The 23,425-nt window shown below is 56.1% G+C and carries 28 protein-coding genes and 1 pseudogene; 17 read left to right on the top strand and 12 right to left on the bottom strand.

What is annotated here, in order from left to right:
• Positions 1-1,242: pseudogene (locus ACNKH6_RS08175) on the bottom strand (pyruvate:ferredoxin (flavodoxin) oxidoreductase); the annotation flags it as partial.
• Positions 1,243-1,403: 161 nt separating this feature from the next.
• Here ACNKH6_RS08175 and ACNKH6_RS08170 point away from each other — a divergent pair.
• The 6 genes from ACNKH6_RS08170 to ACNKH6_RS08145 all read left to right on the top strand — a co-directional run bounded on the left by ACNKH6_RS08170 (position 1,404) and on the right by ACNKH6_RS08145 (position 5,833).
• On the top strand, positions 1,404-1,973 hold the full coding sequence (locus ACNKH6_RS08170; protein WP_417915059.1) for a hypothetical protein: 570 nt from the start codon (positions 1,404-1,406) through the stop codon (positions 1,971-1,973).
• 69 nt (positions 1,974-2,042) lie between these two features.
• Positions 2,043-2,708, top strand: a complete 666-nt coding sequence (locus ACNKH6_RS08165) for an MORN repeat-containing protein (protein WP_417915058.1) — start codon at positions 2,043-2,045, stop codon at positions 2,706-2,708.
• Between the two features lie 24 nt (positions 2,709-2,732).
• Positions 2,733-3,284 (top strand): epoxyqueuosine reductase QueH, encoded by a 552-nt coding sequence (locus ACNKH6_RS08160; protein WP_417915057.1) that lies wholly within the window; start codon positions 2,733-2,735, stop codon positions 3,282-3,284.
• 79 nt (positions 3,285-3,363) lie between these two features.
• On the top strand, positions 3,364-4,383 hold the full coding sequence (ruvB, locus tag ACNKH6_RS08155; protein WP_417915056.1) for a Holliday junction branch migration DNA helicase RuvB: 1,020 nt from the start codon (positions 3,364-3,366) through the stop codon (positions 4,381-4,383).
• 123 nt (positions 4,384-4,506) lie between these two features.
• The gene (locus tag ACNKH6_RS08150) at positions 4,507-5,442 is read left to right on the top strand and encodes an SDR family oxidoreductase (protein ID WP_417915055.1); all 936 of its coding nucleotides are present in this window, start codon (positions 4,507-4,509) and stop codon (positions 5,440-5,442) included.
• On the top strand, positions 5,417-5,833 hold the full coding sequence (locus ACNKH6_RS08145) for a gamma-glutamylcyclotransferase family protein (RefSeq protein WP_417915054.1): 417 nt from the start codon (positions 5,417-5,419) through the stop codon (positions 5,831-5,833). The genes ACNKH6_RS08150 and ACNKH6_RS08145 overlap by 26 nt, the downstream gene beginning before the upstream one ends.
• Here the strand turns inward: ACNKH6_RS08145 and ACNKH6_RS08140 are convergent.
• Together ACNKH6_RS08140 and ACNKH6_RS08135 are read right to left on the bottom strand one after the other, a co-directional pair.
• Entirely contained in the window at positions 5,819-6,694 is an 876-nt protein-coding gene (locus ACNKH6_RS08140) for a hypothetical protein (protein WP_417915053.1), read from the bottom strand. The genes ACNKH6_RS08145 and ACNKH6_RS08140 overlap by 15 nt on opposite strands.
• 171 nt (positions 6,695-6,865) lie before the next feature.
• The gene (locus ACNKH6_RS08135; protein ID WP_417915052.1) at positions 6,866-7,402 is read right to left on the bottom strand and encodes a cold shock domain-containing protein; all 537 of its coding nucleotides are present in this window, start codon (positions 7,400-7,402) and stop codon (positions 6,866-6,868) included.
• 344 nt (positions 7,403-7,746) lie between these two features.
• On the opposite strand from ACNKH6_RS08135, the gene hemH reads away from it, so the two are divergent.
• Entirely contained in the window at positions 7,747-8,691 is a 945-nt protein-coding gene (gene hemH / locus ACNKH6_RS08130) for a ferrochelatase (protein WP_417915051.1), read from the top strand.
• 5 nt (positions 8,692-8,696) lie between these two features.
• Here the strand turns inward: hemH and ACNKH6_RS08125 are convergent, their stop codons facing one another.
• The 8 genes from ACNKH6_RS08125 to ACNKH6_RS08090 form a co-directional block, all read right to left on the bottom strand.
• Positions 8,697-9,353, bottom strand: a complete 657-nt coding sequence (locus ACNKH6_RS08125) for a ComF family protein (protein ID WP_417915050.1) — start codon at positions 9,351-9,353, stop codon at positions 8,697-8,699.
• 33 nt (positions 9,354-9,386) lie between these two features.
• A complete protein-coding gene (gene yihA, locus ACNKH6_RS08120) occupies positions 9,387-9,980 on the bottom strand; it encodes a ribosome biogenesis GTP-binding protein YihA/YsxC (protein ID WP_417915049.1) in 594 nt (197 codons plus the stop codon).
• Positions 9,977-10,849: an ATP phosphoribosyltransferase gene (gene hisG / locus ACNKH6_RS08115; RefSeq protein ID WP_417915048.1), complete on the bottom strand. Its 873-nt coding sequence runs from the start codon at positions 10,847-10,849 to the stop codon at positions 9,977-9,979. The genes yihA and hisG overlap by 4 nt, the downstream gene beginning before the upstream one ends.
• 59 nt (positions 10,850-10,908) lie before the next feature.
• Entirely contained in the window at positions 10,909-11,280 is a 372-nt protein-coding gene (gene hisI, locus ACNKH6_RS08110; RefSeq protein ID WP_417915047.1) for a phosphoribosyl-AMP cyclohydrolase, read from the bottom strand.
• A gap of 135 nt (positions 11,281-11,415) precedes the next feature.
• The gene (locus ACNKH6_RS08105) at positions 11,416-12,615 is read right to left on the bottom strand and encodes a class I SAM-dependent methyltransferase (RefSeq protein ID WP_417915046.1); all 1,200 of its coding nucleotides are present in this window, start codon (positions 12,613-12,615) and stop codon (positions 11,416-11,418) included.
• A 191-nt stretch (positions 12,616-12,806) separates the two neighbouring features.
• Positions 12,807-13,310 (bottom strand): hypothetical protein, encoded by a 504-nt coding sequence (locus ACNKH6_RS08100; RefSeq protein WP_417915045.1) that lies wholly within the window; start codon positions 13,308-13,310, stop codon positions 12,807-12,809.
• Positions 13,311-13,363: 53 nt separating this feature from the next.
• Positions 13,364-13,513, bottom strand: a complete 150-nt coding sequence (locus tag ACNKH6_RS08095; RefSeq protein WP_417915044.1) for a DUF3096 domain-containing protein — start codon at positions 13,511-13,513, stop codon at positions 13,364-13,366.
• Complete coding sequence (locus tag ACNKH6_RS08090) at positions 13,510-13,704, bottom strand: hypothetical protein (protein ID WP_417915043.1); 195 nt, start codon at positions 13,702-13,704, stop codon at positions 13,510-13,512. Before ACNKH6_RS08090 ends, ACNKH6_RS08095 begins: the two co-directional genes overlap by 4 nt.
• A gap of 145 nt (positions 13,705-13,849) precedes the next feature.
• Between ACNKH6_RS08090 and ACNKH6_RS08085 the strand changes: the two genes are divergently transcribed.
• The gene (locus ACNKH6_RS08085; RefSeq protein WP_417915042.1) at positions 13,850-14,284 is read left to right on the top strand and encodes an FKBP-type peptidyl-prolyl cis-trans isomerase; all 435 of its coding nucleotides are present in this window, start codon (positions 13,850-13,852) and stop codon (positions 14,282-14,284) included.
• Here the strand turns inward: ACNKH6_RS08085 and ACNKH6_RS08080 are convergent.
• Positions 14,251-14,496: a hypothetical protein gene (locus ACNKH6_RS08080; protein ID WP_417915041.1), complete on the bottom strand. Its 246-nt coding sequence runs from the start codon at positions 14,494-14,496 to the stop codon at positions 14,251-14,253. The two genes, ACNKH6_RS08085 and ACNKH6_RS08080, sit on opposite strands and share 34 nt — an antisense overlap.
• Positions 14,497-14,509: 13 nt before the next feature.
• On the opposite strand from ACNKH6_RS08080, the gene ACNKH6_RS08075 reads away from it, so the two are divergent.
• From ACNKH6_RS08075 to ACNKH6_RS08035, 9 genes are all read left to right on the top strand, one after another.
• The gene (locus ACNKH6_RS08075; protein ID WP_417915040.1) at positions 14,510-14,938 is read left to right on the top strand and encodes a MazG nucleotide pyrophosphohydrolase domain-containing protein; all 429 of its coding nucleotides are present in this window, start codon (positions 14,510-14,512) and stop codon (positions 14,936-14,938) included.
• Entirely contained in the window at positions 14,935-15,378 is a 444-nt protein-coding gene (locus ACNKH6_RS08070) for a ComEA family DNA-binding protein (RefSeq protein ID WP_417915039.1), read from the top strand. Before ACNKH6_RS08075 ends, ACNKH6_RS08070 begins: the two co-directional genes overlap by 4 nt.
• Complete coding sequence (gene miaA, locus ACNKH6_RS08065; protein ID WP_417915038.1) at positions 15,365-16,303, top strand: tRNA (adenosine(37)-N6)-dimethylallyltransferase MiaA; 939 nt, start codon at positions 15,365-15,367, stop codon at positions 16,301-16,303. Before ACNKH6_RS08070 ends, miaA begins: the two co-directional genes overlap by 14 nt.
• Positions 16,304-16,506: 203 nt before the next feature.
• The gene (locus ACNKH6_RS08060; RefSeq protein ID WP_417915037.1) at positions 16,507-17,169 is read left to right on the top strand and encodes a TetR/AcrR family transcriptional regulator; all 663 of its coding nucleotides are present in this window, start codon (positions 16,507-16,509) and stop codon (positions 17,167-17,169) included.
• 24 nt (positions 17,170-17,193) lie between these two features.
• Positions 17,194-18,561: an efflux RND transporter periplasmic adaptor subunit gene (locus tag ACNKH6_RS08055; protein WP_417915036.1), complete on the top strand. Its 1,368-nt coding sequence runs from the start codon at positions 17,194-17,196 to the stop codon at positions 18,559-18,561.
• Between the two features lie 39 nt (positions 18,562-18,600).
• Complete coding sequence (locus ACNKH6_RS08050) at positions 18,601-18,819, top strand: hypothetical protein (protein ID WP_417915035.1); 219 nt, start codon at positions 18,601-18,603, stop codon at positions 18,817-18,819.
• A gap of 150 nt (positions 18,820-18,969) precedes the next feature.
• Positions 18,970-19,209 (top strand): PIN domain-containing protein, encoded by a 240-nt coding sequence (locus ACNKH6_RS08045; protein WP_417915034.1) that lies wholly within the window; start codon positions 18,970-18,972, stop codon positions 19,207-19,209.
• Between the two features lie 42 nt (positions 19,210-19,251).
• Entirely contained in the window at positions 19,252-19,956 is a 705-nt protein-coding gene (locus ACNKH6_RS08040) for a restriction endonuclease (protein WP_417915061.1), read from the top strand.
• A 290-nt stretch (positions 19,957-20,246) separates the two neighbouring features.
• Positions 20,247-23,378 (top strand): efflux RND transporter permease subunit, encoded by a 3,132-nt coding sequence (locus ACNKH6_RS08035; RefSeq protein ID WP_417915033.1) that lies wholly within the window; start codon positions 20,247-20,249, stop codon positions 23,376-23,378.
• Positions 23,379-23,425: the final 47 nt, after the last annotated feature.

Genomic DNA, 23,425 nt, shown 5'->3' with positions numbered 1-23,425 from the left:
GGACTTGTCGTAGTCGAGCGAGCTGAAGGTCACGTCGTCGTTCGGGCCGACGCAGAACTTGTTTTTCGGAGCCAGCGCGGCCATGTTGTCATAGACCGCCTTGACCATCGCCGGGCTGAACTCAGCGGAGCCAAGGCCGTAGCGTCCGCCCAGAATCATCGGCATGATCATGGTCGGGTTGGCTTCGGCGGCCTCGCCCACAGCAGCGCGGACATCAAGATACAGCGGCTCGGCAGGCGCGCCCGGCTCTTTGCAGCGGTCCAGCACGGTGATGCGCTCAACGGTCGGCGGCAGGGCATTGACCATCGCCTTGACATCAAAAGGCCGGAACAGGCGGACAACAACCATGCCCACTTTGCGGCCCTCAGCCACGAGGTGATCAATGGTGGCAGCGACGGTCTCCGCGCCGGAACCCATGATCACGATCACATCGGTCGCATCCGGCGCGCCGTGATAATCAAAGAGGCGGTACTTGCGGCCAGTCAGGGCGGCGAATTTGTTCATCGTCTCCTGCACGATGCCCGGCACCGCGTTGTAATACTTGTTGACCGTCTCGCGGCCAGTGAAATATACGTCCGGGTTCTGCGCCGTGCCGGACATGGAAGGCCGGTCAGGAGTCAGAGCGCGCATTCTGTGGGCGGTGATCAGCTTCTCGTCCACCATCGCCAGCATGTCCTCGTTGGTCAGCTGCTCGACCTTCTGGATTTCGTGCGAGGTGCGGAAGCCGTCAAAGAAGTGCATGAAGGGAATGCGCGAAGCCAGCGTGGCCTGAGTGGAGATCAGGGCCAAATCCTGCGCTTCCTGCACGTTCTGCGAGCAGATCATGGCCCAGCCGGTTTGCCGCGCGCTCATCACGTCGCCATGATCGCCGAAGATCGAAAGACCTTGGCAGGCCAGCGAGCGGGCAGTGACATGGAAGACGGTCGGGGTCAGCTCGCCCGCGATTTTGTACATGTTCGGCAGCATCAGCAGCAAGCCCTGCGAAGCAGTAAAGGTGGTGCAGAGTGCGCCTGTTGCCAAGGAGCCATGCAGCGAGCCAGCCACGCCGCCTTCAGACTGCATCTGGGAGATTGCCGGAACAGAACCCCAGATGTTCTTCTGGCCAGCTGAAGCCTTGACATCCGCCTCGGCAGCCATCGGCGAAGACGGGGTGATGGGGTAGATGGTGATGACCTCACTGGTGGCATAGGCGACGTGAGTGCAGGCCTGATTGCCGTCAATGGTGACCATTTTCCGCGACATAAGAAATCTCCCTGAATCCTGAAGTTGACGTATCCTGGCAGGATGCCGTAATATAATAAACTGTTTGAACGCAACGGCTGCGGCGGGACTGATTTGCAGGTTGCGGTATTTGCGTTTTGATGCTACAGAAATAAGGCGTTCCGCGCAGGATGCGGAGCGCGGTGCTGACCGCCAGAAAAGAACAGAAGTCTCTTATTATAGATGATTGCCGCCGTTTGCGCAAGAGAAAGAAAGGGTCTATGCAAAACGAGAAAACATCTGCTTGCGGACAGAGTAAACTGACAACGCGAAATTGGTTGCTGATCGTCGGAGTATTGCTGCTGTCACTCTTTCTTTTCTTATTTTTGAAAATAACAATCGCCTTGGTTAGGGACAAAACTACTCTGGCATATCCCAATAGAATCACGAAAGAAACAGGGTTGACGTTACCGAAGGATGCCACTATATTGGCGACAACTATGAATACGTTGACGATAGCCGACGGACCAAATTATTCATGGTTGTTTGAATGCAAATTAACCGATATTGTTACATGGATTTCAACAACTAATGGCTATACAGCTCCTGAAAATTGGGGTGACACCAGTTTTATTGACCAAAAAGGTAAAACGAGAAAACTTCATAGCGTTTGGAGGTCTGTGCAAAAAATGCCGGACGGCCAATATGAAACAGCATATCTCTTTGTAGATAAAGAAAGAAAAATATCCAGTTTGGATACATTTAGACCTTGAATGCAAAAATACTTATTTATCAATTTCTAATCTCGATATGTAATGAAGAAGAAATATCTATTTTTTTTGTTGTGTCTATGGACAGTCTCAGTTCATGCTGAAGACAGCAAGAATGCCGTTCCTCAAGGCAACTGGATTGCCGACGCGAAAACCGGCTGTAAGGTTTGGAATCCTGCTCCTGCGCAGGATGAGTCCATCAAGTGGTCAGGCGATTGCAAAGACGGCAAAGCGGTTGACAAAGGCTCGCTGGAATGGTACAAGAACGGCGAGCTGCAAAACACCATCACCGGTGTGCTGGAAGATGGCCGCTGCGTTCGGGATTGCTCTGCCAAAAGCAGGGCTGGTGACAGCTACGTCGGCGATATGAAGGACAACATGCCGTATGGTAAAGGCATTATCATCCGCGCTGACGGAAGCAAGTATGAAGGAGAAATGCAGGACGGTGAGCGGCACGGCAAAGGTGTCTTGAAATTCGCCAGCGGAGAAACCTATACCGGCGAATGGCAGCATGGTAAAATGCACGGCAAAGGTGAACTGGCCTCTGCTGACGGCAAACAAAAATACACCGGAGAATTTAAAGACGACATGCCGCATGGCCACGGCATCATGCTGTATGAGGACGGCAGCAAGTATGAAGGCGAGTGGTCAGAAGGCAGGCGGAACGGCAAAGGGAAATACACGACCAAAGACGGCGCGGAACAGGAAGAGACTTGGGAGAATGGGCAAAAGAAATAATGCCGGTTTTTTCATGACTGCGCCATGAAAATCCTTCTTCATGTCTGCTGCGGGCCGTGTTCAGTGTATCCACTTGCCTTTCTTCGTCAGCAGGGACATGACGTGACCGGCTGGTTTTACAATCCAAATATCCATCCTTATAAGGAATTCCGTCGGCGGATTGAAGCACTCGAAGATTTTTCCCGGCAGAAAAATTTTCGAGTGGAAATAGACCGCAGCTACGGCCTGCGAAATTTCCTCCGCCACGTGATTTTTCACGAAGAACGCAAGGAACGCTGCGGCATCTGCTATGACTTGCGCCTGCTGCCGACTGCAATGCGGGCCGCCGAGCAAGGGTTCGATGCCTTCACGACCACCTTGCTGTATTCCAAGTATCAGAACCATGCCGAGCTGCGCCGCAAAGGTGAAGCCTTGGCAGCGCAGTTCGGCAGCGCATTCTTTTATCACGATTTCCGCGAGGGCTGGCAGCAGGGGATTGATGAATCTATCGCCATGCAGCTTTATCGTCAGCCCTACTGCGGCTGCATCTACAGTGAGCAGGAGCGGTATGACAAAACCTTGGGCACCCCGGCGTGAGAAATAAAAAATCCCGCTGGGTTGCGGCAGGCCAGCGGGCAAAGGAGAGAAGGGAGCAAACACCACGTGAGGACAGAGGATGAAGCATGAGGAGGAGCTGACCGGCAAACGGCTGGTGGAAGGTCGTCGCTTGGCGGATGAGGTTCAGCCTGACATCAGCCTGCGCCCGCAGCGTCTGGACGACTGCATCGGCCAGACGCAGGTGCGGAGCAGTTTGCGGGTCTTCATTGAAGCCGCCCGCAAGCGGGGCGAGGCCCTCGACCACGTGCTTTTTCACGGTTTTCCAGGTCTCGGCAAGACCACGCTGGCCTGCGTCATCGCCAACGAGCTGGGCGCGGGCATCAAAACCACCTCAGGCCCTGTAATCGAGCGGGCGGGCGATCTCGCCGCAATTCTCACCAGCCTGCAAGCGGGCGACGTGCTGTTCATTGACGAAATCCACCGCCTCAGCAGCGCGATTGAGGAAATTCTCTATCCGGCGATGGAAGATCGCCAGCTTGATCTTGTCATTGGTCAAGGGCCGGGCGCACGCTCGGTGCGGCTTGATTTGCCGCCTTTCACGCTGGTCGGCGCGACGACACGGGTCGGCCTGCTCACGCCGCCGCTCCGCGACCGCTTCGGCGTGCTCCTCCGCCTTGAGCTGTACTCGCCCGAAGAGCTGGCGGCGGTCGTCAGCCGCTCGGCGCGGCTTTTCGGCATCGCCATCACGCAGGACGGCGCATTGGAGATAGGCCGCCGCTCGCGGGGCACGCCGCGCATCGCCAACCGCCTGCTCCGCCGCGTGCGCGACTGCGCCGAAGTCGAAGGCAAGGTAGTGATTAACGCTGACGCAGCCTGCCGCGCCTTGGACATGCTCTCCGTTGACCGCTTCGGGCTGGACGAGATGGACCGCCGCATCCTCCTCACCTTGATTGACCGCTTCCAGGGCGGCCCGGTCGGCTTGGAAACCTTGGCCACAGCGGTCTGCGAAGAAAAAAACACGTTGGAGGATGTCTGTGAGCCGTTCCTCATCCAGTGCGGCTTCCTCATGCGCACGCCGAGGGGCCGCGTGGCCACCGCAGCGGCATACGAGCATTTTGGCAGGACGCAGCCGGGATGAGCAGAAAAATTGGCAGCTTATTCTCTTGACAGCGGCGGCAAACCGCGCTAAAGCTATCAGAAAAGGCAATTAGAACAAGTACTCTTCACATCTCCCCCCACTTCAGCCGCACAAAAGGTCATCATGCAGGAAATTCACGCTGTCACCGGAGCCTTTGGTTTTTCAGGAAAATATATTACCCAGAGGCTGCTGGCTGAAGGGCATAAGGTAATCACGCTCACCAACTCATTTCAACGAAAAAACAGCTTTGGCGACAAGGTGCGGGCATTTCCCTTTCATTTCGATGCGCCGGAACAGCTGACCGAATCACTCCGGGGCGTGTCTGTGCTCTATATCACCTACTGGGTGCGTTTCAACCATTGCCTGTTCAAGCATGAGGATGCGGTGCAGAACACCCTGGCCCTGTTCAAGGCCGCAAAAGCAGCAGGTGTGCAGCGCGTGGTGTATGTGAGCATCACCAATCCGTCCGAGGATTCGCCACTGGAATACTTCAGCGGCAAGGCCCGTCTTGAGCGCGCATTGATCGAAAGCGGCCTGTCGTATGCTATACTCCGGCCTGCGGTGATTTTTGGCAAGGAGGATATTCTTGTCAACAACATCGCGTGGGCGTTGCGCCATCTGCCAGCATTTCCGGTTTTTGGCGATGGGCGGTATCGGCTGCGGCCCATCTATGTGGATGATCTTGCTGCGCTGGCTGTGCAGCAGGGCAAGGAGCGGGAAAATCGGATTATTGACGCGGTCGGCCCGGAAACCTTCACGTACCGGGAGCTGGCGGAAACCCTTGGCAGAATCGTCGGCAGCCAGCGGCCTGTTGTTGCTGTGCCGCCTGCGCTCGGCCATGCCGTGGGCTGGGCTGTAGGCAAGGTGTTTGGCGATGTGATGATCACGCGGGAGGAAATCAAAGGGTTGATGGACAATTTGCTGGATGTGGATTCACCTGCGGCAGGGCCAACCAAGCTGACCGATTGGGCCGCAGCGAACGCCGCCACATTGGGATTGCGCTACACCAGCGAGCTGGCCCGCAGAACTGACCGTGCAACGGCGTACCAAAGCAACTGAACTGCTCTTCGCCTACGGCACCTTGCAGGACGCAGAGCTGCAACGGATTCTTTTTGGAGCAGCCTGCATCATGCGCCGCGCGGTGCTGCCCGGCTGGACGCTACATGTCGTGCCGGAAGGCTGGCTTTTCATCAAGCCTGATCCGGCGGGAACAGTCTCCGGCAGCCTGCTGGAGCTGGACGCAGCAGCTTTGCAGGCTGCGGATTTGTGGGAAGAAACGCCGACGCTGTATCAGCGGGAAAAAGTCACAGTTCTGCTCGACGGTGATCAGCAGGAGGCGTGGGCGTACACCCGCCGGACAGCGGCTGGCGTTCCGCATTCCGGTAACGCATTGAGCCTGTTTTCGCGCGAGGATTTGCTGGCCATAGTCCGCCGCTCAGTCGTGGCATGAGGATGCGACTGCCAGCAGGGGAATGTTGCTGCCGAACAAGGTATTAGCGGTCTTGGCCAATACAAAAAAGGATGCCAGCGGCAGGATAATGACCTGAATCAAAAAAATGCCAAGATAAAGAAAAGCAAGTTGGAGTAGATTTTCAGTCAGGCTGCCGATATTCTTGCTCACCTCAGTCAAACCCTCGCGGAGTTCAGCAGATTTCTGCTGAAGAAAAGACGCTGTTCCCAGCAGGCCGCCCTCAGGAAATTTGAAATCTTTCAGCTTGTCGAAGCCTGCCGAGCTTGCGCTGAGATTGCTGCCAACCTGCTCAATCCGGTCATTGAAAAAATGCTGATTGACAACGTCATTGACCAAGGATGAGATCGGCAAGCAAAATCTGGCCGCGAAGAGCAGCAGCGCAAAGCGGGTCAGTGTGTTCTGTGCAAGGCGAACGCGTTCGCCGCCGAGCCAGACCAGCAGCGAGAGCAGGATCAGCAGGACGGCCAGCGCGGGCGGCGCGAGCGAGATGCCAATCTCATAGGCTAATTTCTGCACACCCAGCGAAACAACTGCTGTCACCAAGACATCGGAGACTCGCTCCGTAAGGTCATCAATCGGATCAAGGGCCTGTCCGACCGCCAAAGACACCCCCACTCCGGCAGGCTGCAAATGCAGGCTGGACTCCTTGATGATTGAGACTGAAGCGTTGATCACCCGGCAGGTGGCGTAGGACAGCCCGCCTTTGCTGATTGCTGTGCGGAAGTAGGCATCGGCTTGGTCGTCCAGCACCGGCAGCTTTAAGCCGGGGGATAAGAAAAGCAAAACAGCAGCGAAAATTCCGGCGGCGGACAGCAGGACTTTCTGCATCAGTGGGTTCATGCTGCGTTCCTGGGTAATGGTGATTTGCGAGTGATAAAGCGGAACGCACTTGAAAATATTTTTGTCAATTTTGACACTCCCCCTCTGATGCGGGGGAGTGTCGACTCTTTTTTATTAACAGGCTATAGCACAGCAGGGGCGATTCGTAAACCGCCCCCTGTCGCTACAGCATCAGGCCGCTTTCACCCAGGCCGCCTGAAGGCCCTTGTCGCCTTCCTCCAGAGCCAGGCAGACCGCCGCGCCTTCCTCAAGCTCGTTCATGCGCATGTCCTTGAGAGCGTTGGCGTGGAAGAAAACTTCCTGATTATCCAAGGTCATGATGAAGCCGTACTCGTCAAAGACCCGCTGCACCGTGCCCCGCGTGTCGCCGGGCGCGCCGCCCAGAACCTTGACGGTGGCCTCATGCTTGTGGTCGTGCTTTTTCCTGACTATATCTTTGAGCTGCTGATTGAGCACATCAAAGCTCTCCACCAGCAGGGGATGCACTTTCTCGCCCCAGCGCTTGACCACCACAGTGTCGTTGGGCACTGATGCGACCAGACTGACCTCGTAGCCGCCCTCTTTGTAGCCGGGCGTGGCTTCGATGCTGACCCGCAGGTGCAGGACGAAATTCGCGTAGTGCCGGATCAGCTTCTCGCGTTCTTCCTCGATTTTCTCCTGCCAGCCTGCGCGCATGTCAAGATTTCTGGTCTCAACTTTCAGATCCATATTTCCTCCAAGTTCTCAGCGTCAGCGACCCCATGCCGCTGCCTTTGGTTGCGCAGCAGTAGCTGCTGCGGTCTTCTTTCATCTCGCAATCATGGCGGTGTCCTCCTGAATGGTCTTGGCCCGAAGACGGAATCTGCGGAAAGGACGGAACAGGGAAGGATTGCGCGGCGCACGGCGGAAGAGGCCGCCGCCAAGCGGTGAAAATCAATCGTACCATACAGTTATTATAGACATTGAATGCGCGGCAGGCAAGGCCTAAAAAATGACATTCGCTTGACATTGGCGGCAAAATCCATGTACGCTGACCTCAGACTGACTGACAATTGAACTGAGGGGAGGAGAAAATGGAGAGAAAAACCGGAGTGCTGCTGCTGAACATGGGCGGGCCTGAGACGCAGGCCGATGTCCGTCCTTTTTTATACAACCTTTTTTCTGACCGGCAGATCATTCGTCTTGGCCCGGCCTTTCTCCAGCAGCCGCTGGCCGCTCTGATCGCTTGGCGACGTGCGCCAAAAAGCATGGCGAATTATCAGAAAATCGGCGGCGGCTCGCCTATTTCAGCCATCACTGCCAAGCAAGCGGCAGCCTTGGAGCAGGCTTTAGCAGCAGACGGCGCGTTCATTGTCCGGCCTGTGATGCGCTACTGGCATCCTTTCGCCGCCGCCTCGCTGATGGAAATGTCTGCCGCCGGAGTGACGGAGCTGATCGCTTTGCCACTCTATCCACAGTACTGCCGGGCCACCAGCGGCTCCTCCTTTGCCGATCTGCGCGAGCAAAATCAGAAGCTCGGCCTAAATTTGCCGATTAAGGAAATCCGCTCTTGGCCGGACGAGCCGGACTACATCGCCTGCCTGGCCGCCCGCATTCAAGCCGGGCTGGCTAAATTCGATGGGACGGCGCAAGTGGTGTACAGCGCACATAGCCTGCCGCAAAAGTTCATTGACGAGGGCGACCCTTATATGAAGGAAATCCAAAAGACTATCGCCGCAGTGGAGCGGCAGACCGGCCAGCAGGGCAGGCTCTGCTTCCAAAGCCGCAGCGGCCCGGTGCGATGGCTGGAACCGTCCACGCCGGACATGCTCCGCCAGCTCGCCGCCGAGGGCTGCAAAAAGATCCTCATGGTGCCCATCTCCTTTGTCTCCGATCACATTGAGACGCTGTACGAGATTGACATGCTGTATAAAGATATGGCGCAGGGGCTGGGAATGCGGCTGGAATCCACGCCCGGCCTGAACGACGATCCGCAGTTCATCGCCGCCTTGCGAAAGCTGGTCGTAACACCACGCTGACAGCCTTATCTCGCAATTGTCCGCGCTGCGGTGAAGGCCGTAATTTCCGCCGCTCCGGCCTGCCGCAGCACCTCGGCGCATTCACGCAAAGTTGAGCCGGTGGTAAAGACATCATCCATCAGCAGAATGCGCCTGCCGCTGATCTCCTCCGGCTTGCGGACGCAGAAAGCCCCGGCCAGATTGCTGCGCCGTTCCGCGCCGCTCAAGCCAAGCTGCGGGACAGTCGCCCGGTGCCGCTGAAGCAGGTCAACGCGGATTGCATCTTTCCAGCCGGGAAAGCAGGCTTTAGCCAACAAAACAGCTTGATTGAAGCCGCGCCAGCGCAGACGGCTGCGGTGCAGAGGCACAGGGAGAAGCAAGTCCGGCTTCGGCGGCAGGCGTTCTGCTTCAGTCTCGCGGGTCAGCGCGGCGATTGAGGAGAGGCTGGAAAGATCGCCCTGAAATTTAAGCCGCCGTAGCAGGCTGCTGACCGGCTCTTGGTAAATGCAGAGTGAATACGCCGCGAAAGGAAAATCATCCTGCCGGGCGCAGGACGGCAGGATGATTTTGGCGCGGCAGGCAGGACAGAACAGCGGCGGATGATGCGAAACACCCTGCTGCTCGCAGCCCAGACAGCGTGCCGGGAAAAGCAGATTGAGAAAGGATGCGAGCAGAGGGCGCATTGCAGCGTATCCGCGTCAAGTGCCCTTATTTGTTCAATCTGATTGTCCCGCAAAGGCCGCCAGCCGCTGCCGCAGCTCCTCGCAGCCTTGTCTGGTCTGCGAGGAGAAGAGCAGGCGATCCGCCGGGCGGATGCTGAGAGCCACGTCCAAGGCGGCGGCCTGCTTGGCCTGCTGGTTCGCTGAGAGCTTGTCCGCCTTGGTGTAAACGATGAGGAAGGGCTTGCCGTTGTTGTCCAGCCAGTCAATCATCTCGCGGTCAAGCTGCTTCAGCTCGTGGCGCAGGTCAATGATCACCACCACGCAGGCAAGCGCGGTACGGCTGAGAATGTAGCCATTGATCAAGTCCAGCCACGCCTCACGGGTCTGCTGGTTCTTTTTGGCGAAACCGTAGCCGGGCAGGTCAACCAAGTACAGCCCCTCCTCCACTTTAAAGAAGTTGAGACTCTCGGTCTTGCCCGGCTTGGAGCTGGTCTTGACCAAGTTCTTCCGGTTGACCAGCGTGTTGATCAGGCTCGATTTGCCGACGTTGGATCGCCCGGCAAAGGCGATTTCCGGGATGAGCTGCGGCGGCAGCTTGCGCAGGTCATAGACCGAGTCAACAAAGGCGACTTGCGTGAAGTCTATCATATCACTTTGTTGAGCGGATATTCGATGATGCCCGCCGCGCCCAGCTTCTTCAGCCTGGGGATCAGGTCGCGCACCTGATGCTCGGAGATGACCGTCTCGACCGAGAACCACGGCTGCTTGTGCAGGCGGGCGACAGTCGGCGCAGTGACGCTGGGCAGAATCGCCAGCACCGCGTCAAAGGCTTCCTCCGGCACGTTCATTTTTAGGCCGACGATCTTGTCCGCCCGCAGCGAGCCTTGCAGGAGCATGGCAATGTGCTCAATCTTCTCCTTCTTCCACGGATCAGACAATGCTTTTTTGCCCGCGATGAGCTGGGTGTTCGACTGCATCAGCTCGTGGATCACCCGCAGGCCGTGCGCCCGGATAGTCGCTTCGGTTTCAGTCACTTCGACTATCGCGTCCGCCAGACCGGAGACCGCCTTGGCCTCCGTTGCTCCCCAGGAAAAGGCGATGTCCACCTTCAGGCCGCGCCCCTCGAAAAAGCTGCGGGTGACATTGACCAATTCAGTGGCGATTTTCTTGCCATCGAGCTGCTCCACCGTGGTGACCGGCGAATCGCCCGGCACAGCGATGACCCAGCGGGTGGGCTTGCGGCTGACCTTGGAATAAATCAAATCTTCAATCACTTCCACGTCGGAGCCGTTCTCCAGCGTCCAGTCCTTGCCGGTGATGCCCGCGTCCAGCATTCCGTCCTCGACGTAGCGCGACATCTCCTGCGGACGGCAGATGTAGATGGACAGCTCCGGGTCGTCCACTTCCGGGAAATAGTTGCGGGAAGTCATGCTGATCTTCCAGCCCGCTTTCTTAAACAGCTCGACGGTCGCCTGCTCAAGGCTGCCCTTGGGAAGACCGATTTTCAGTACCCTCATGATATGCCTCAAAATATATCTCGCAGGGGCGAAAAATTTTTCGTCCCTGCATGAAATGATTAACCGTACACCTTGGCCGGATCAAAAACCGGCTCGCCTTGCACTTCCAGCTCGTCGCCCTGCACCCGGCGGTAAAAACAGCTTTTATGGCCGGTGTGGCAGGCCGCGCCGCCGAGCTGTTCGACCTTGAACACCACGGTGTCCAAGTCGCAGTCCACCAGAATTTCCTTCACCATTTGCACATGGCCGGAGGATTCACCCTTGAGCCAGAGCTTGTTGCGAGAACGGCTCCAGTAATGCGCCTTGCCGGTCTCGATGGTTTTCCGCCACGATTCCTCGTTGATATAGGCCAGCATCAGCACTTCGCCGGTGGCTGCGTCCTGCGCAATGGCGGGGAGCAGGCCGTCTGTTCCTTTGGTGAAATTAAGCATAGTGTTGATGAAGCATCTTGCCCTAGGAGTATTTTTTCATACAAGTTAGTGTCACTAATTATCAGCAGGAAGAAATTTAAAAAATCTACGTCCAAAATTAGACTATCCACTAACATTCTTCTTTCACATTGACAGTCACTCGTCATATAATTTGTATACTTTTATTCCGTATTCCTGTATATACTTAATTTGGTTGAATATTTCATCTTCAAATGCGTTTGAAGAGATAATTATAGAATCAATCTGTTTAGATAGAAGTTCTGGCTTGCTGAATTCAGTTATATTGATGCCGGAAATTTCCCCCCCGTGCTTTTTAGGGTCATTATCGAAAATACATAACACATCTTCTTTTGTCAGATTAACTATCGAGAGCAGTTGCGAAGTATGTATGCCAGCTCCCCATATGGCTAGTTTGCTTTTAAGAGAATTTTTCTTAATATAATTTATTTTCGATATAATTTTGCTTGATACTTGAAATTTATTTTTTTTATATTCTTCAATCACCTTGCAAACAACCTCGTAATCATTACGAGCAATTGTTTTTTTATCTTGTGACTTCCTGCATATTGCCGATATAACCGGATAATATGGTTCTATATTTTTAGAATTATCAAACAGTTCTACCTCGACACTGAATCCAACTCGCTCCATCAATAATGATAATGTGGATGGGGTGAAATAATTCAAATGTTCAAAGGAAAAATACACTATAGGAACAAAAGGACGCAGCAAATTAGGCACTTCTATATAGATCAAGCCGCCGCTGGCAAGATTTTTTTCAATATCAATCAATATTGATTCTGGCGACAAGAGATGCTCTAATACATGCGAGAGAATAATCACATCAAAAGGCCCCTTCTCAGCTATTAACTGATTATCAAACATTCCGTTAATAACCTCTATGTTATATAATCTGCGGGCGATATTTGCAGCGATTTCGCTCGGATCTATCCCCAGCACAGTCCATCCTTCAGACTTAAAAACAGACAATCCAGTGGCAGTTGCACAGCCTACATCCAAGACCTTTCCACTGTATTTTTCAGGAAAACAGTTAGATATCAACTTATAAGTTCTTTGCCATCTGTTCAATGATTCTACTGATGCCCTGCCTTGCCTCTGATGATTCTCATAGTTCGAAAACAAGCTGTAATGTTTTGTCAACTCATCATCTGCTGGAGAAGGATTGCTATATACAAATCCACATTTTTTACAAACCACAATCGTCTGAAAATAAGCAGCACCATCCAAAGCTGCAATGGATTCATGTTTCTGATGATATATTTTTACAGATTCAATAGAGTTGCACACAGAGCAATCTCGATTCGTCAGTTCCATTTTGTTTTTTCGTTGTGTTAATTGTCTTGCGACAATATGCATGAATGTTACGGATATGATGCAACAACAAAAATTGTGCTGGATAAAAACAACCCAGCCTATGACTTATCTTAGTTGCATCGATAGACCTGCTTACTACGGTAAAACATTACCTTATCCTGCTTGACGGAATCAGCAGTCATTCATTTTCTTCATACCAGCACAAACTTCGTATTCAGCTCAACCGTGCTGAAGTAGAAATAAAATCCTCCATACTTCCGCGAAGTCCGTTCGCTTGCAGGAACCATGCGTTTTTCAACAGCCTTGTACACCACCGCCTTCGCATACGCCCCAATCGGCTTTGCCTCAGCAGGCTCAATGTGCACAAACACCCGCTCGCCCTGCATGAGCATTCCCTTGCCGCCGCCGGTGAACGGCGCAGCCCATGCGGTCATGAACTCCACTTCCATATCCTGAAGGACTTCATACACATCGCCTTTCTGCGGAAACCGCATTGCCGCCGGAATCAGACTACGTTCGTAGTCACGCGCCCAGTCCAGCTCCGGCTGCCCGACCGAGTTCCGCTTTCCGGCCCGCATCTCGTCCAGCAAATCGGCATAGGTGAAATGCCAATCGGCTGGACGCGGAGGCCGCTTCGCTGACGGCGCAGCCCGCTGCTTGGTTGTGCGGCCAAAGAGCTTGTCAAGAAAACACATAAACCACTCAGGCAATTTTCTGCGCTGGCAGCAAGCGGGTTTTCCCTTCAGGGTTATATTTTCAACCCAAGAATTCCAATCACACCAACCACAATTAGATAAATCGCCACAATGTAATTCAGCAGCTTTGGCGTGATTAAAATAGCTGTTCCCGCAATAATGGCTAGCAGGTATTCAACAGTGAAATGCAGATGAAGATTCATAGCTTTTCCTCCTGAGTAAAAGTTTCGTTCTTCTTTTCAGCCTGAGCCGCTTCTGTCATGCTTCCTCTGTTCTCCCGCTCCATGAACTGAATCATGCAGGATTTCCGGTATTGGCAGTAATCGCCCGGATGCCTGCACGCCGCCGCAGCGGAGTTCATCTTCTCGCCGTATTTGGCGCATTCCAGTTCCATGATTTTCTGAACAGAGAACGTAACTTTTATGCCCTCAGGCGGGCTTTGTCAAGCATCTATTTTGCGGCCAGCCTTGCCAGACGGCGAAGATTCTTTTATATATGAGGAGGCAGCCGCGCCGACCAATTTCAGCCAAGGAACCGAGATGCCCCCTGTCTCCCTAACCGACACCGTCACCATAACCTACACCGCCGCGCTGGAAAACGGCGAAGTGATTGAAGCAACCGACAAGCCGCTGACGCTGTCCATCGGCAGCGCGACGATCTGCCAAGCCGTGGAGGCCTGCCTGTTCGGCATGGAGGCGGGCCAGACCAGAGTGATCCGTGTGCAGCCGGAAGACGCTTACGGCCTGCGCCAGCCGGAGCTGGTGCAGCAGATTCCGCTGACGGTTTTCAAGGGCCGGATTGATCCCAAACCCGGCATGATTCTTTCGCTCAACGTGCAGCGCGAGGGCCGTGCCTGCCCAGTGCCCGCGACCGTCACCGCTGTCGCTGACGGCATGGTCACGGTGGACTACAACCATCCGTTGGCCGGAAAGGTGATTGTTTACACAGTCAATTTAATCGGCATTGCCACATGAGCTGGTGTCGGAAATTCCGCCTCGCGCTCGTCTGTGAAATAGCAGAAGCGATCCCAAATAAACTCCCGGCCTGAGACCGGACAGCGCAGCGTCACTTTGCGTTCGTCAATGCCGATGACCAGCCAGTCGCCCCGGCGCGGCCCATCCTCAATATGAATTTTCTGGCCCGGCGCAAAGGGATAAGGCCGGAAAAAAATCACCTGCTCGCTCATGGAGGCCCTCCTCGTGAATTTCGCTGATCAGCTCCCTACTGAACCGGAAGCGACGCAGTCTGTCAAGCTCTTTCAGCAGCTTGAAGGCATCGTCGAACTCCTGCGCTCGGAGCGTGGCTGCCCGTGGGATCAGCAGCAGACTGCGGCGGGCCTGAAAAAATACCTGCTCGAAGAGGCGGCGGAGCTGGCCGAGGCGATTGAGAGCGGCGACAGCCAACAGATCGCCGAGGAGGCGGGCGACCTCTATTTCGTCCTTGCCCTGCTTCTGCGGATCTGCGCGGAGCAAGGCCGCTGCTCGTCCGCTGATGCCCTCAGCTCCATCTGCGTAAAAATGCGGCGGCGGCATCCGCACGTTTTTGCCGCTGACGGCAGGCCCATGCCTTCGGACGAGCAGCTTCGGGAGCAGTGGGAGCGGATCAAGGCTGAGGAAAAAAGCCGATGAACACGCAAGACAGGCCAGTTTCTGCCGATCTGCGCAGCCTCATTCTTCTGCTCTTCGCCGCCGCAGTTCTTGGCGCAGGCTGGCTCAGTTCCGCGCCGGACAGGCAGGCCAGCTCGTATTTCTGGGCAAATGGCAAGCTGATCCGCAGTCAAGACGGCAAATTAGGGCAAGGCATCCACCTTGCTGACGAGATGGCCTGCGCCGACATTCCGCCGGAACTGGCCGCTTTCTTCCATCTGCCGCTGCCGGTGAACCGGGCTGATCAGGCCGCACTGATGCGCCTGCCGGGCATTGGCCCAAAATTGGCGGAAAGCATCATCACATACCGAGCAGAGCACGGCGGCATCACCGGGCCCGATGATTTGATCAAAGTCAAGGGCATCGGCCCGAAACGGCTTGTCAATCTGACTCCGCTCCTCTGCTTTGATGCAAACCGTTGATTGCCCTGTCATCGTGCTGGTCGGCCCGACCGCTGTCGGCAAAACCGAGCTGTCCTTCCGGCTGGCCGAGCGGTTTAGCTGCGAAATCATCAGCATGGATTCCATGCAGGTCTATCGCGGCATGGACATCGGCACAGCCAAGCCCAGCCGTGAGGAGCAGGCGCGAATTCCTCACCATCTCATTGACATCATTGCCCCGGACGAGCAGTACGACGCAGCCCGCTTTGTCCGTGATGCCTTTGCGGCATTGGAAAAAATCGCCGCCCGCAGCAAGACCGCGCTGCTCACCGGCGGCACCGGATTATATTTGAAAGCCTTGTTTGAGGGGCTGTTTGATGCCCTGCCTGCTGACAAGGCTGTCCGCGAACGGCTGCAAGCACGGCTCGCGGAAGAGGGCAGGGCGGCCCTTCATACCGAGCTGTGCCGCGTTGATCCGGTCGCCGGGGCGCGGATTCATCCCAACGACACGCAGCGGCTTCTGCGCGGGCTGGAGATTTTTCATGCTTCCGGCAGGACGTGGACTGAGCTGATTGCGGAGCAGCAGCGGGCAGGGCAGGGCAGGGCGGTGTTCAGCCGGGTCTATCAGGCGGGCCTGCGCTGCGGCAAAGAGGAGCTGCGCGAGCGGATTGCCCGGCGTTCGCTGGCGATGCTGGACGGCGGCCTGATTGAGGAAGTGGAACGGCTGCGGCAGGCGGGTTACGGGCCGGAGCTGCCCTCAATGCAGGCCATCGGCTACCGGCACGTCAACAGGTTTCTCGACGGCGAATGGAGCAGGACAGAGCTGACCGAGCAGCTCATTCTCGACACTCGCCGTTACGCCAAGCGGCAGATGACGTGGTTTTCCGCCAACAAGGACTTGCACTGGTTTGAGCGGGAGGACTATGCTGCGCTGGCGGAGGAGCTTTCTGAACGATTTGGTTTGTAAATATTTTCTGTGAATTCAAGTTCCAAGTCCGCGCCGCCAAGCCTGATATGACTGCGCCGCAGTCGCGCAATTTTTCCTCCGCACTCCTCGTGCTTGGCCGTGAGAATCGAGCCATCATGCTGCCGCAACTGCGTACTCCCTACTTTTTTCGTTGAACAAGCTGACACTATAGTTTACATTGTGAATCAAGCATCATCTTTTGCATGAAAACCTCACCAGCCGCCCTGCGCAGACAACAGACCGACATGGAGGAACAAGAGCAGAACCTTCCCCGCCGGGAGCGGGAAAAGCTCAGGCAGCGCGAAGACATGCTTGCCGCCGCGCTGGCTCTTTTCTCGGACAAGGGCTATCACAACGTCTCCATGCAGGAGATTGCCGAAAAAGCCGAGTTCGCTGTCGGCACCCTGTACAAATTCTTCAAAAACAAGGAAGACCTCTACAAGGCGCTGATCTCGGAGCAGGCAGACCGATTTCACGAGGCGCTGACGCAGGCCCTCCTGCTGGAGGGCGACGAGATTGCCCGGCTGCGCCGCTACGTGCAGGCCAAGGGCCGGGTCTTCATGGACAATGCCGCCTGCGTCCGCTTGTATTTTGCCGAGAACCGAGGCGCGAGTTTTAACATCAAAGCAGGATTAGACAAAGAAATACGGGAACGCTGCGACCACGTATTGCACCGTCTCGCTGCGGTCTTTGCTGCTGGGATGGAGAAGCAACGTTTCCGGCAGACCGCCGAGCCATACCATTTAGCGTTGGCTTTGGACAGTCTCTGCAACGCCTTCCTCTTTCACTGGCTTGAGGGGCGGCAGTCATATCCTGAATCACCGGACATCATTCTTAATATTTTTTTCCACGGGCTGATGGAATAAGACAACAATAAAATCGGAGACACCATGAAGATGATATATCAACGAAGCCTCCTGCTTGTCCTGCTCTCCGGCAGCCTGCTGACCGCTGGCTGCAAAGAGAGTGTTCAATCTTTGGCCGCACTGCTTGGCAAAGGCGGCGGCCCGCAGCAGCAAGGTCAGCCCGGCCCAGGGCCGCAGGGCAAGCCGGGGGGGGCGCCCATGCCTTCGGTGTCCTTTGTCGTTGTGCAGCCGCAGCGGGTGGAGCTGACCGCCGAGCTGCCGGGCCGCACCGCTGCCTATCGGGCGGCGGAAATCCGGCCTCAGGTCAGTGGCATTATTCAGAAGCGGCTCTTCACTGAAGGCGCGGACGTGAAGGCGGGCGATGCTCTGTACCAAATTGAACCTGCGCCGTTTCAGGCTGCGCTCGACAACGCCGAGGCCAGCCTGCTCGCTTCGCGCAAGGCTGCCGAGCGGGCGCAGGCTGCGCTGCGGGCGGGCCAGGCGGATTTGGTGCGCCTGCGGGCCACCTTGAGCCTTGCCCGCAGCAACAGTCAGCGGGCCGATGAGCTGTTCAAGAGCAAGGTGAATTCGGCGGTGCAGCGCGATCAGGCCGCCACAGAAGTGGCTGTTGCCGAAGCCTCTCTGGCAGCCGCCGAAGCGCAGGTCGAGAGCAGCAAAAGTGCAATCGCTGCTGCGGAAGCCTCAGTGCAGCAGGCCGAGGCAGCAGTGAAAACCGCCCGCATCAACCTCAGCTACACCAAGGTCACGGCGCCGATTTCTGGCCGCACAGGCATTTCTAACGTCACCGAAGGCGCGGTGGTGACAGCCTATCAGGCCGCGCCCCTGACCACAGTGCAGCAGCTTGATCCAATTTACGCCGACATGCCGCAGTCAGCGGCCAAGCTGCTCCAGCTCAACGGCGGTGGCCAAGCGGCGAAAGGGCAGCGCAAGGTCCGTTTGCTGCTGGAGAACGGAGCGGCCTATCCCCTTGACGGCACGCTGCAATTCAGCGATGTGACCGTGGAGCAGAGCACCGGCTCGGTGACGCTGCGGGCGGTGTTCCCGAACCCGGACGGCCTGCTGCTGCCGGGCATGTTCGTCCGCACTGTGATTCAGGAAGGCGTGCGCGAGCAGGGCCTGCTTGTGCCGCAGCAAGGCGTATCGCGCAACGGCAAGGGCCAGCCCTTTGCGCTGGTTGTTGGGGCAGAGAACAAGGCGGAAATGCGGATGCTGACGGTTGACCGGGCGGTGGAGGACAAATGGTTGGTCTCCAAGGGCCTTGCTCCCGGCGACAAGGTGATCGTCGAAGGCCTGATCATGCTCCGGCCCGGCGCGGAGGTGAAGGCCGTGCCGTTCGGGGAAAAGCCGCAGGGTGGCGGGGCGGCGGCGGAGAAGAAGGAAGCTGGGAAATAACCACCGGGCAATGGTTGCGGCACGAAAACAGGAGATGAAATGGGAACAATAGCCTTTGAAGCGATTGCTATGAACGGCGCAATAGCCATTCCTGAGCAATACCGCCCTCTTTTTGCTGAAACCGTTCGGGTGCTTGTTCATGTCGAGCCGCTGCATGTTTCTGAAAGGCGGAACACCTTGTTCAAGGCGATGAATATCCGCACGAAAGGATTCAAATTTGACCGAGAAGAGGCGAATGAACGGCAAGGTCTTCTTTGACACGAATATTCTCCTCTATCTGTATTCAGCTGATGAGCCGGAAAAACAATCCATCAGCCTTCATGCTGTTCATGACTGTATCTGTCCAACGGTGAGCACACAGACGTTGAATGAGCTTGCCAACACGCTCTTCCGCAAAATGAAGGTGCAATGGTAGTCATTGATATGGTGTTGGCGGAGATTGAGCAGGCTTTCCGCGTCGAGCCAGTGACTGTTCCGGTGATCAGGAAGGCGTGCGCCATTGCGGAACGCTATCGGTATTCCTATTACGACAGCGCGGTGCTTGCCTCAGCACTTTCCTGCGGCTGCGCCCTGCTCTTCAGCGAAGATATGCAGCCCGGCCAGCTGATAGAAGAGCAGTTGCGGATTGTGAATCCTTTTCTTAATTGAGAAAGCGAGGTCGTTTCGTATTGCGCCGGAGACGCTTTGGGAGTGTTCGAGGACAGTTTAATTTCAACCAACAATATTCATTTAATATTTAAGATGAGAACATGCCATGATTGCGGAAAAGTTCTTCCTAAAAACGAGGAAGGAGAAATACCGCCTTGCCCTGAGTGTGGCTCAATAGTATACGATATTGGTATTTCCATAGAGGAAGGATTAAATATATCGGACCAATTAGAAATTCCTTCGATATTGCTTCAATCTGTTATCATACCTCTTGCTAAGACTACCGAAGGAGAAATAATCAAGGCTGCTTTGGTGCCGTGGCTGGAGATCATAAAGCTGATTGAACGCGATCCAAATGCAATTTTTCAGATAGACCCAAGAAGATGGGAAGAAATAATTGCCGCAGCCTACGAGCAGGCAGGATTCGATGAAGTTACCTTGACACATCGCAGCGGAGATTACGGGCGAGACGTAATCGCTGTCAAGAAAGGGTTGGGCGAAGTTCGTGTTATTGATCAAGTGAAGGCCTATAAACACGGTCATCTTGTTACAGCTAATGATGTTCGGGCGTTGATGGGTGTTTTGCAGACAGATGGAGCATCAAAAGGATTCTTGACTACCACTTCTGATTTTGCTCCAAGAATAAAAGATGATCCTCTTATCACTCCATTGATTCCTCAACGTTTAGGACTGATAAACGGAGAACAATTAATCACACGATTGCAAGAGATAGCGAACAAAAAATAGTTTTAACGCATTGAGAACTAGATGAAACCCGTAGGGGCGGTTCGCGAACCGCCCCAAATGGCTGCTGAACAGACCTGCGGGGCCGTTCTTCAGCGGCCCTGAACATCGGCTGAACCGCTCTTGGCTGCCGTTTTTCGCCTCTGGCGGGCGGAAGAACGGCGCATTGGCACGTAGGGACAGGCCCCTGTGCCTGCCCAAAGACCGACGAGGGCGAACACAGGGGTTCGCCCTTACATATTTAGCATAAAACCGCCGTCCGAATCACCACCAGCACCCAAAGGGGGAGTCTGATGCTCTCAAAATTCTTTCTCGACCGACCTGTTTTTGCCTGGGTCATCGCCATCATCATCATGACCGTGGGCCTGCTGGCGATCTACAAGATGCCAGTGTCTCAGTACCCGCCCATCGCGCCGCCCGCCATCGCCATTGACTCCTATTTTCCGGGCGCGTCGGCGGAAACGGTGGAAAACACGGTGACGCAGATCATTGAGCAGAAGATCACCGGCCTGGATGACATGCTCTACATCTCCGGCACCAGCTCCTCGTCCGGCTCGTCGCGGGTGGAGCTGACCTTTGCGCCAGGCACTGACCCGGATTTGGCCTGGGCCAAGGTGCAGAACAAGCTCCAGCTGGCCCTCGCCAGCCTGCCGGACGTGGTGCAGCGCTCCGGCGTGCGGGTGAACAAATCCACCCGCAACTACCTGCTCATCGTCGGGCTGATCTCCGAAGACGGCAGCATGGACGGCAACGATTTGCAGGACTACGCCCAGTCCAATTTGGAGAAAATCCTCTCGCGGGTGCCGGGCGTGGGCGAGGTGGAGCCGTTCGGCGCCCAGTATTCGATGAAAATCTGGGTCAACCCGGACAAGCTGACCAGCTACAATCTGACCGTTGACGACGTGAGCGCGGCCCTGCGCACCTACAACGTGGAAATCTCCGCCGGACAGCTTGGCGGCGCACCGGCCATGCCGGGCCAGCGGCTGAATGCGCCGATAGTCGTCCAGCACCTGCTGCAAACGCCGGAAGAATTCGCCAATATCCCGGTGCGGATCAATCCTGACGGCTCTTCGGTGCGCATCAGGGACATTGGCCGCACTGAATTGGCCAGCGAGCGCAGTGACTCCATTGTCAAGAGCAGCGGCAGGCCCGCAGCGGCGATGGCGGTGCGTCAGGCAGCCGGTGCCAACGCCTTGGCGACCGCCGACGCGGTGAAAAAGAAGCTCGAAGAGATGAGCAAGTTCTTTCCGCCGGGCGTGAAGGTGATTTATCCATACGACACCACGCCCTTCACCAAGGTTTCGATCCATGAAGTAGTGAAGACCCTCTTCGAGGCAGTCTTTCTCGTCTTCATCATCATGTACGTCTTCATGGGCAACATCCGCGCCACCATCATCCCGACCATCGCGGTGCCTGTGGTGCTGCTCGGCACCTTTGCCGTGCTTGGTTTTGCTGGCTATTCGGTCAACATGCTGACCATGTTCGCGATGGTGCTCGCCATCGGCCTGCTGGTGGACGACGCAATCGTGGTGGTGGAGAACGTCGAGCGCATCATGAGCGAGGAAGGTCTGTCGCCGAAGGCCGCCACGGCCAAATCTATGGACGAGATCACCAGTGCCCTGATCGGCATTGGTCTGGTGCTCTCCGCCGTGTTTGGGCCGATGGCCTTTTTCCCTGGCTCGACCGGCGTGCTCTACCGCCAGTTCTCTGTCACCCTGATTTCGGCCATGCTCCTCTCCGTGGTCGTGGCGTTGATCCTCACCCCGGTGCTCTGCGCCTCCTTCCTCAAGCCGGTCAAGGCTGGGCATTCGCCCTCGGAGAGCGCAATTTTTTTCATGCGCCCCTTCTTCGCGCTGTTCGAGTTATGTTTCGGCTCAATCCGCAGCCTCTACGTGCGCTTCGTCGCCTTCTCGCTGCGGGTGAAGGTCATTTTTTTGGTGCTCTACGTCGTGATCGTGGCGGCGGTGTTCATTCTCCTTCAGCGGATGCCCACCTCGTACATCCCGGACGAAGACCAAGGCATCCTCTTGGTGCAGGTGCGGCTGCCCGCCGGTTCCACCTTGGAGCAGACCGAAGCCGTGATCGGCAAGGTGCGCAAGCACTTTCTGGAGAATGAAAAAGAGGCGGTGGAGAATGTCATGACCGCTGCGGGCCGCAACTTTGGCGGTCAAGGCCAGAACATGGCGATGAGCTTTGTCAAACTCAAGCCGTGGGAGCAGCGGCAGCGGCCTGATTTGAAAGTCAAGGCCGTGGCGGGCCGGGCAATGGGCGTTTTCTCCCAGATTAAGGAAGGGCAGGTTATCGCCTTTCCGCCGCCGCCGGTGATGGAGCTGGGCATGGCCACCGGCTTTGATTTTCAGCTCCAAGACCGGGAAGGTCTGGGCCACGAAGCGCTGACTGCGGCCCGCAACCAGCTCCTTGGCATGGCCATGCAGGAACCCCGTTTAATGGCGGTGCGGCCCAATGGCATGGACGACACGCCCGAATATAGGGTGGATGTGGACTGGGACAAGGCGGGCGCGCTCGGTGTGCCGCTCAATTCCATCCACAGCACGCTGGCCACGGCCTTTGGCAGCTCCTATGTCAACGATTTCATCCAAGCGGGCCGCGTCAAGAAGGTCTATGTCCAGGCTGATGCGCCCTACCGCAGCCTGCCGCAGGATTTAGACCGGCTCTATGTGCGCAACACAGCAGGCAAGATGGTGCCCTTCGCCTCCTTCGCCTCTGCCCGCTGGAGTCTTGGCTCGCCCAAGCTCGAACGCTTCAACGCCTTCCCAGCCATGAACATCCAAGGCCAGCCTGCGCCGGGCCACAGCACCGGCGAAGCGATGGCGATCATGGAACAGCTCGTCTCCAAGCTGCCCAAAGGCATCAGCTTTGACTGGAGCGGCCTGTCGTATCAGGAAAAAATGGCGACCAAGCAGGGGCCGCTGCTGTACGCCTTCTCTATTTTTGTTATTTTCCTCTGCGTGGCGGCCCTGTACGAAAGCTGGACGATTCCCTTCGCCAACCTGCTGATGCTGCCGCTCGGCGTGTTCGGTGCGATTGTCGCCAGCTTCCTGCGCGGGATGCCCAACGACGTGTATTTCCAGATCGGCTTCCTGACCACGATGGGCCTTTCAACCAAGAACGCCATCCTGATCATTCAATTCATTCAGGAGCGGATGGAGAAAGGCCAGCCGCTGCTTGCCGCCACACTTGATGCGGTCAAAACCCGCTTCCGCCCGGTCATGATGACCTCGTTGGCCTTCTTCTTCGGCGTGCTGCCGCTGGCGATTGCCTTCGGCGCAGGCGCAGGCGCAATGAATGCCCTCGGCACAGCAGTCTGCGGCGGCATGTTGTCCGCCACCTTCATTGACCTGGTGTTTATTCCGCTCTTCTTCGTGCTGGTGTCGGAGTGGTTCGGAGAGAGGCGGGCGCGGTGATTATCAAGTCCCTGCCGCATGGCTGCCAACCGTGCGGCAGGGAAATT

Origin of the sequence: Candidatus Electronema sp. JM (genome assembly GCF_048287415.1) — a bacterium.
Taxonomy (GTDB): domain Bacteria; phylum Desulfobacterota; class Desulfobulbia; order Desulfobulbales; family Desulfobulbaceae; genus Electronema.
This window is presented reverse-complemented; position numbering and strand designations above follow the sequence as displayed.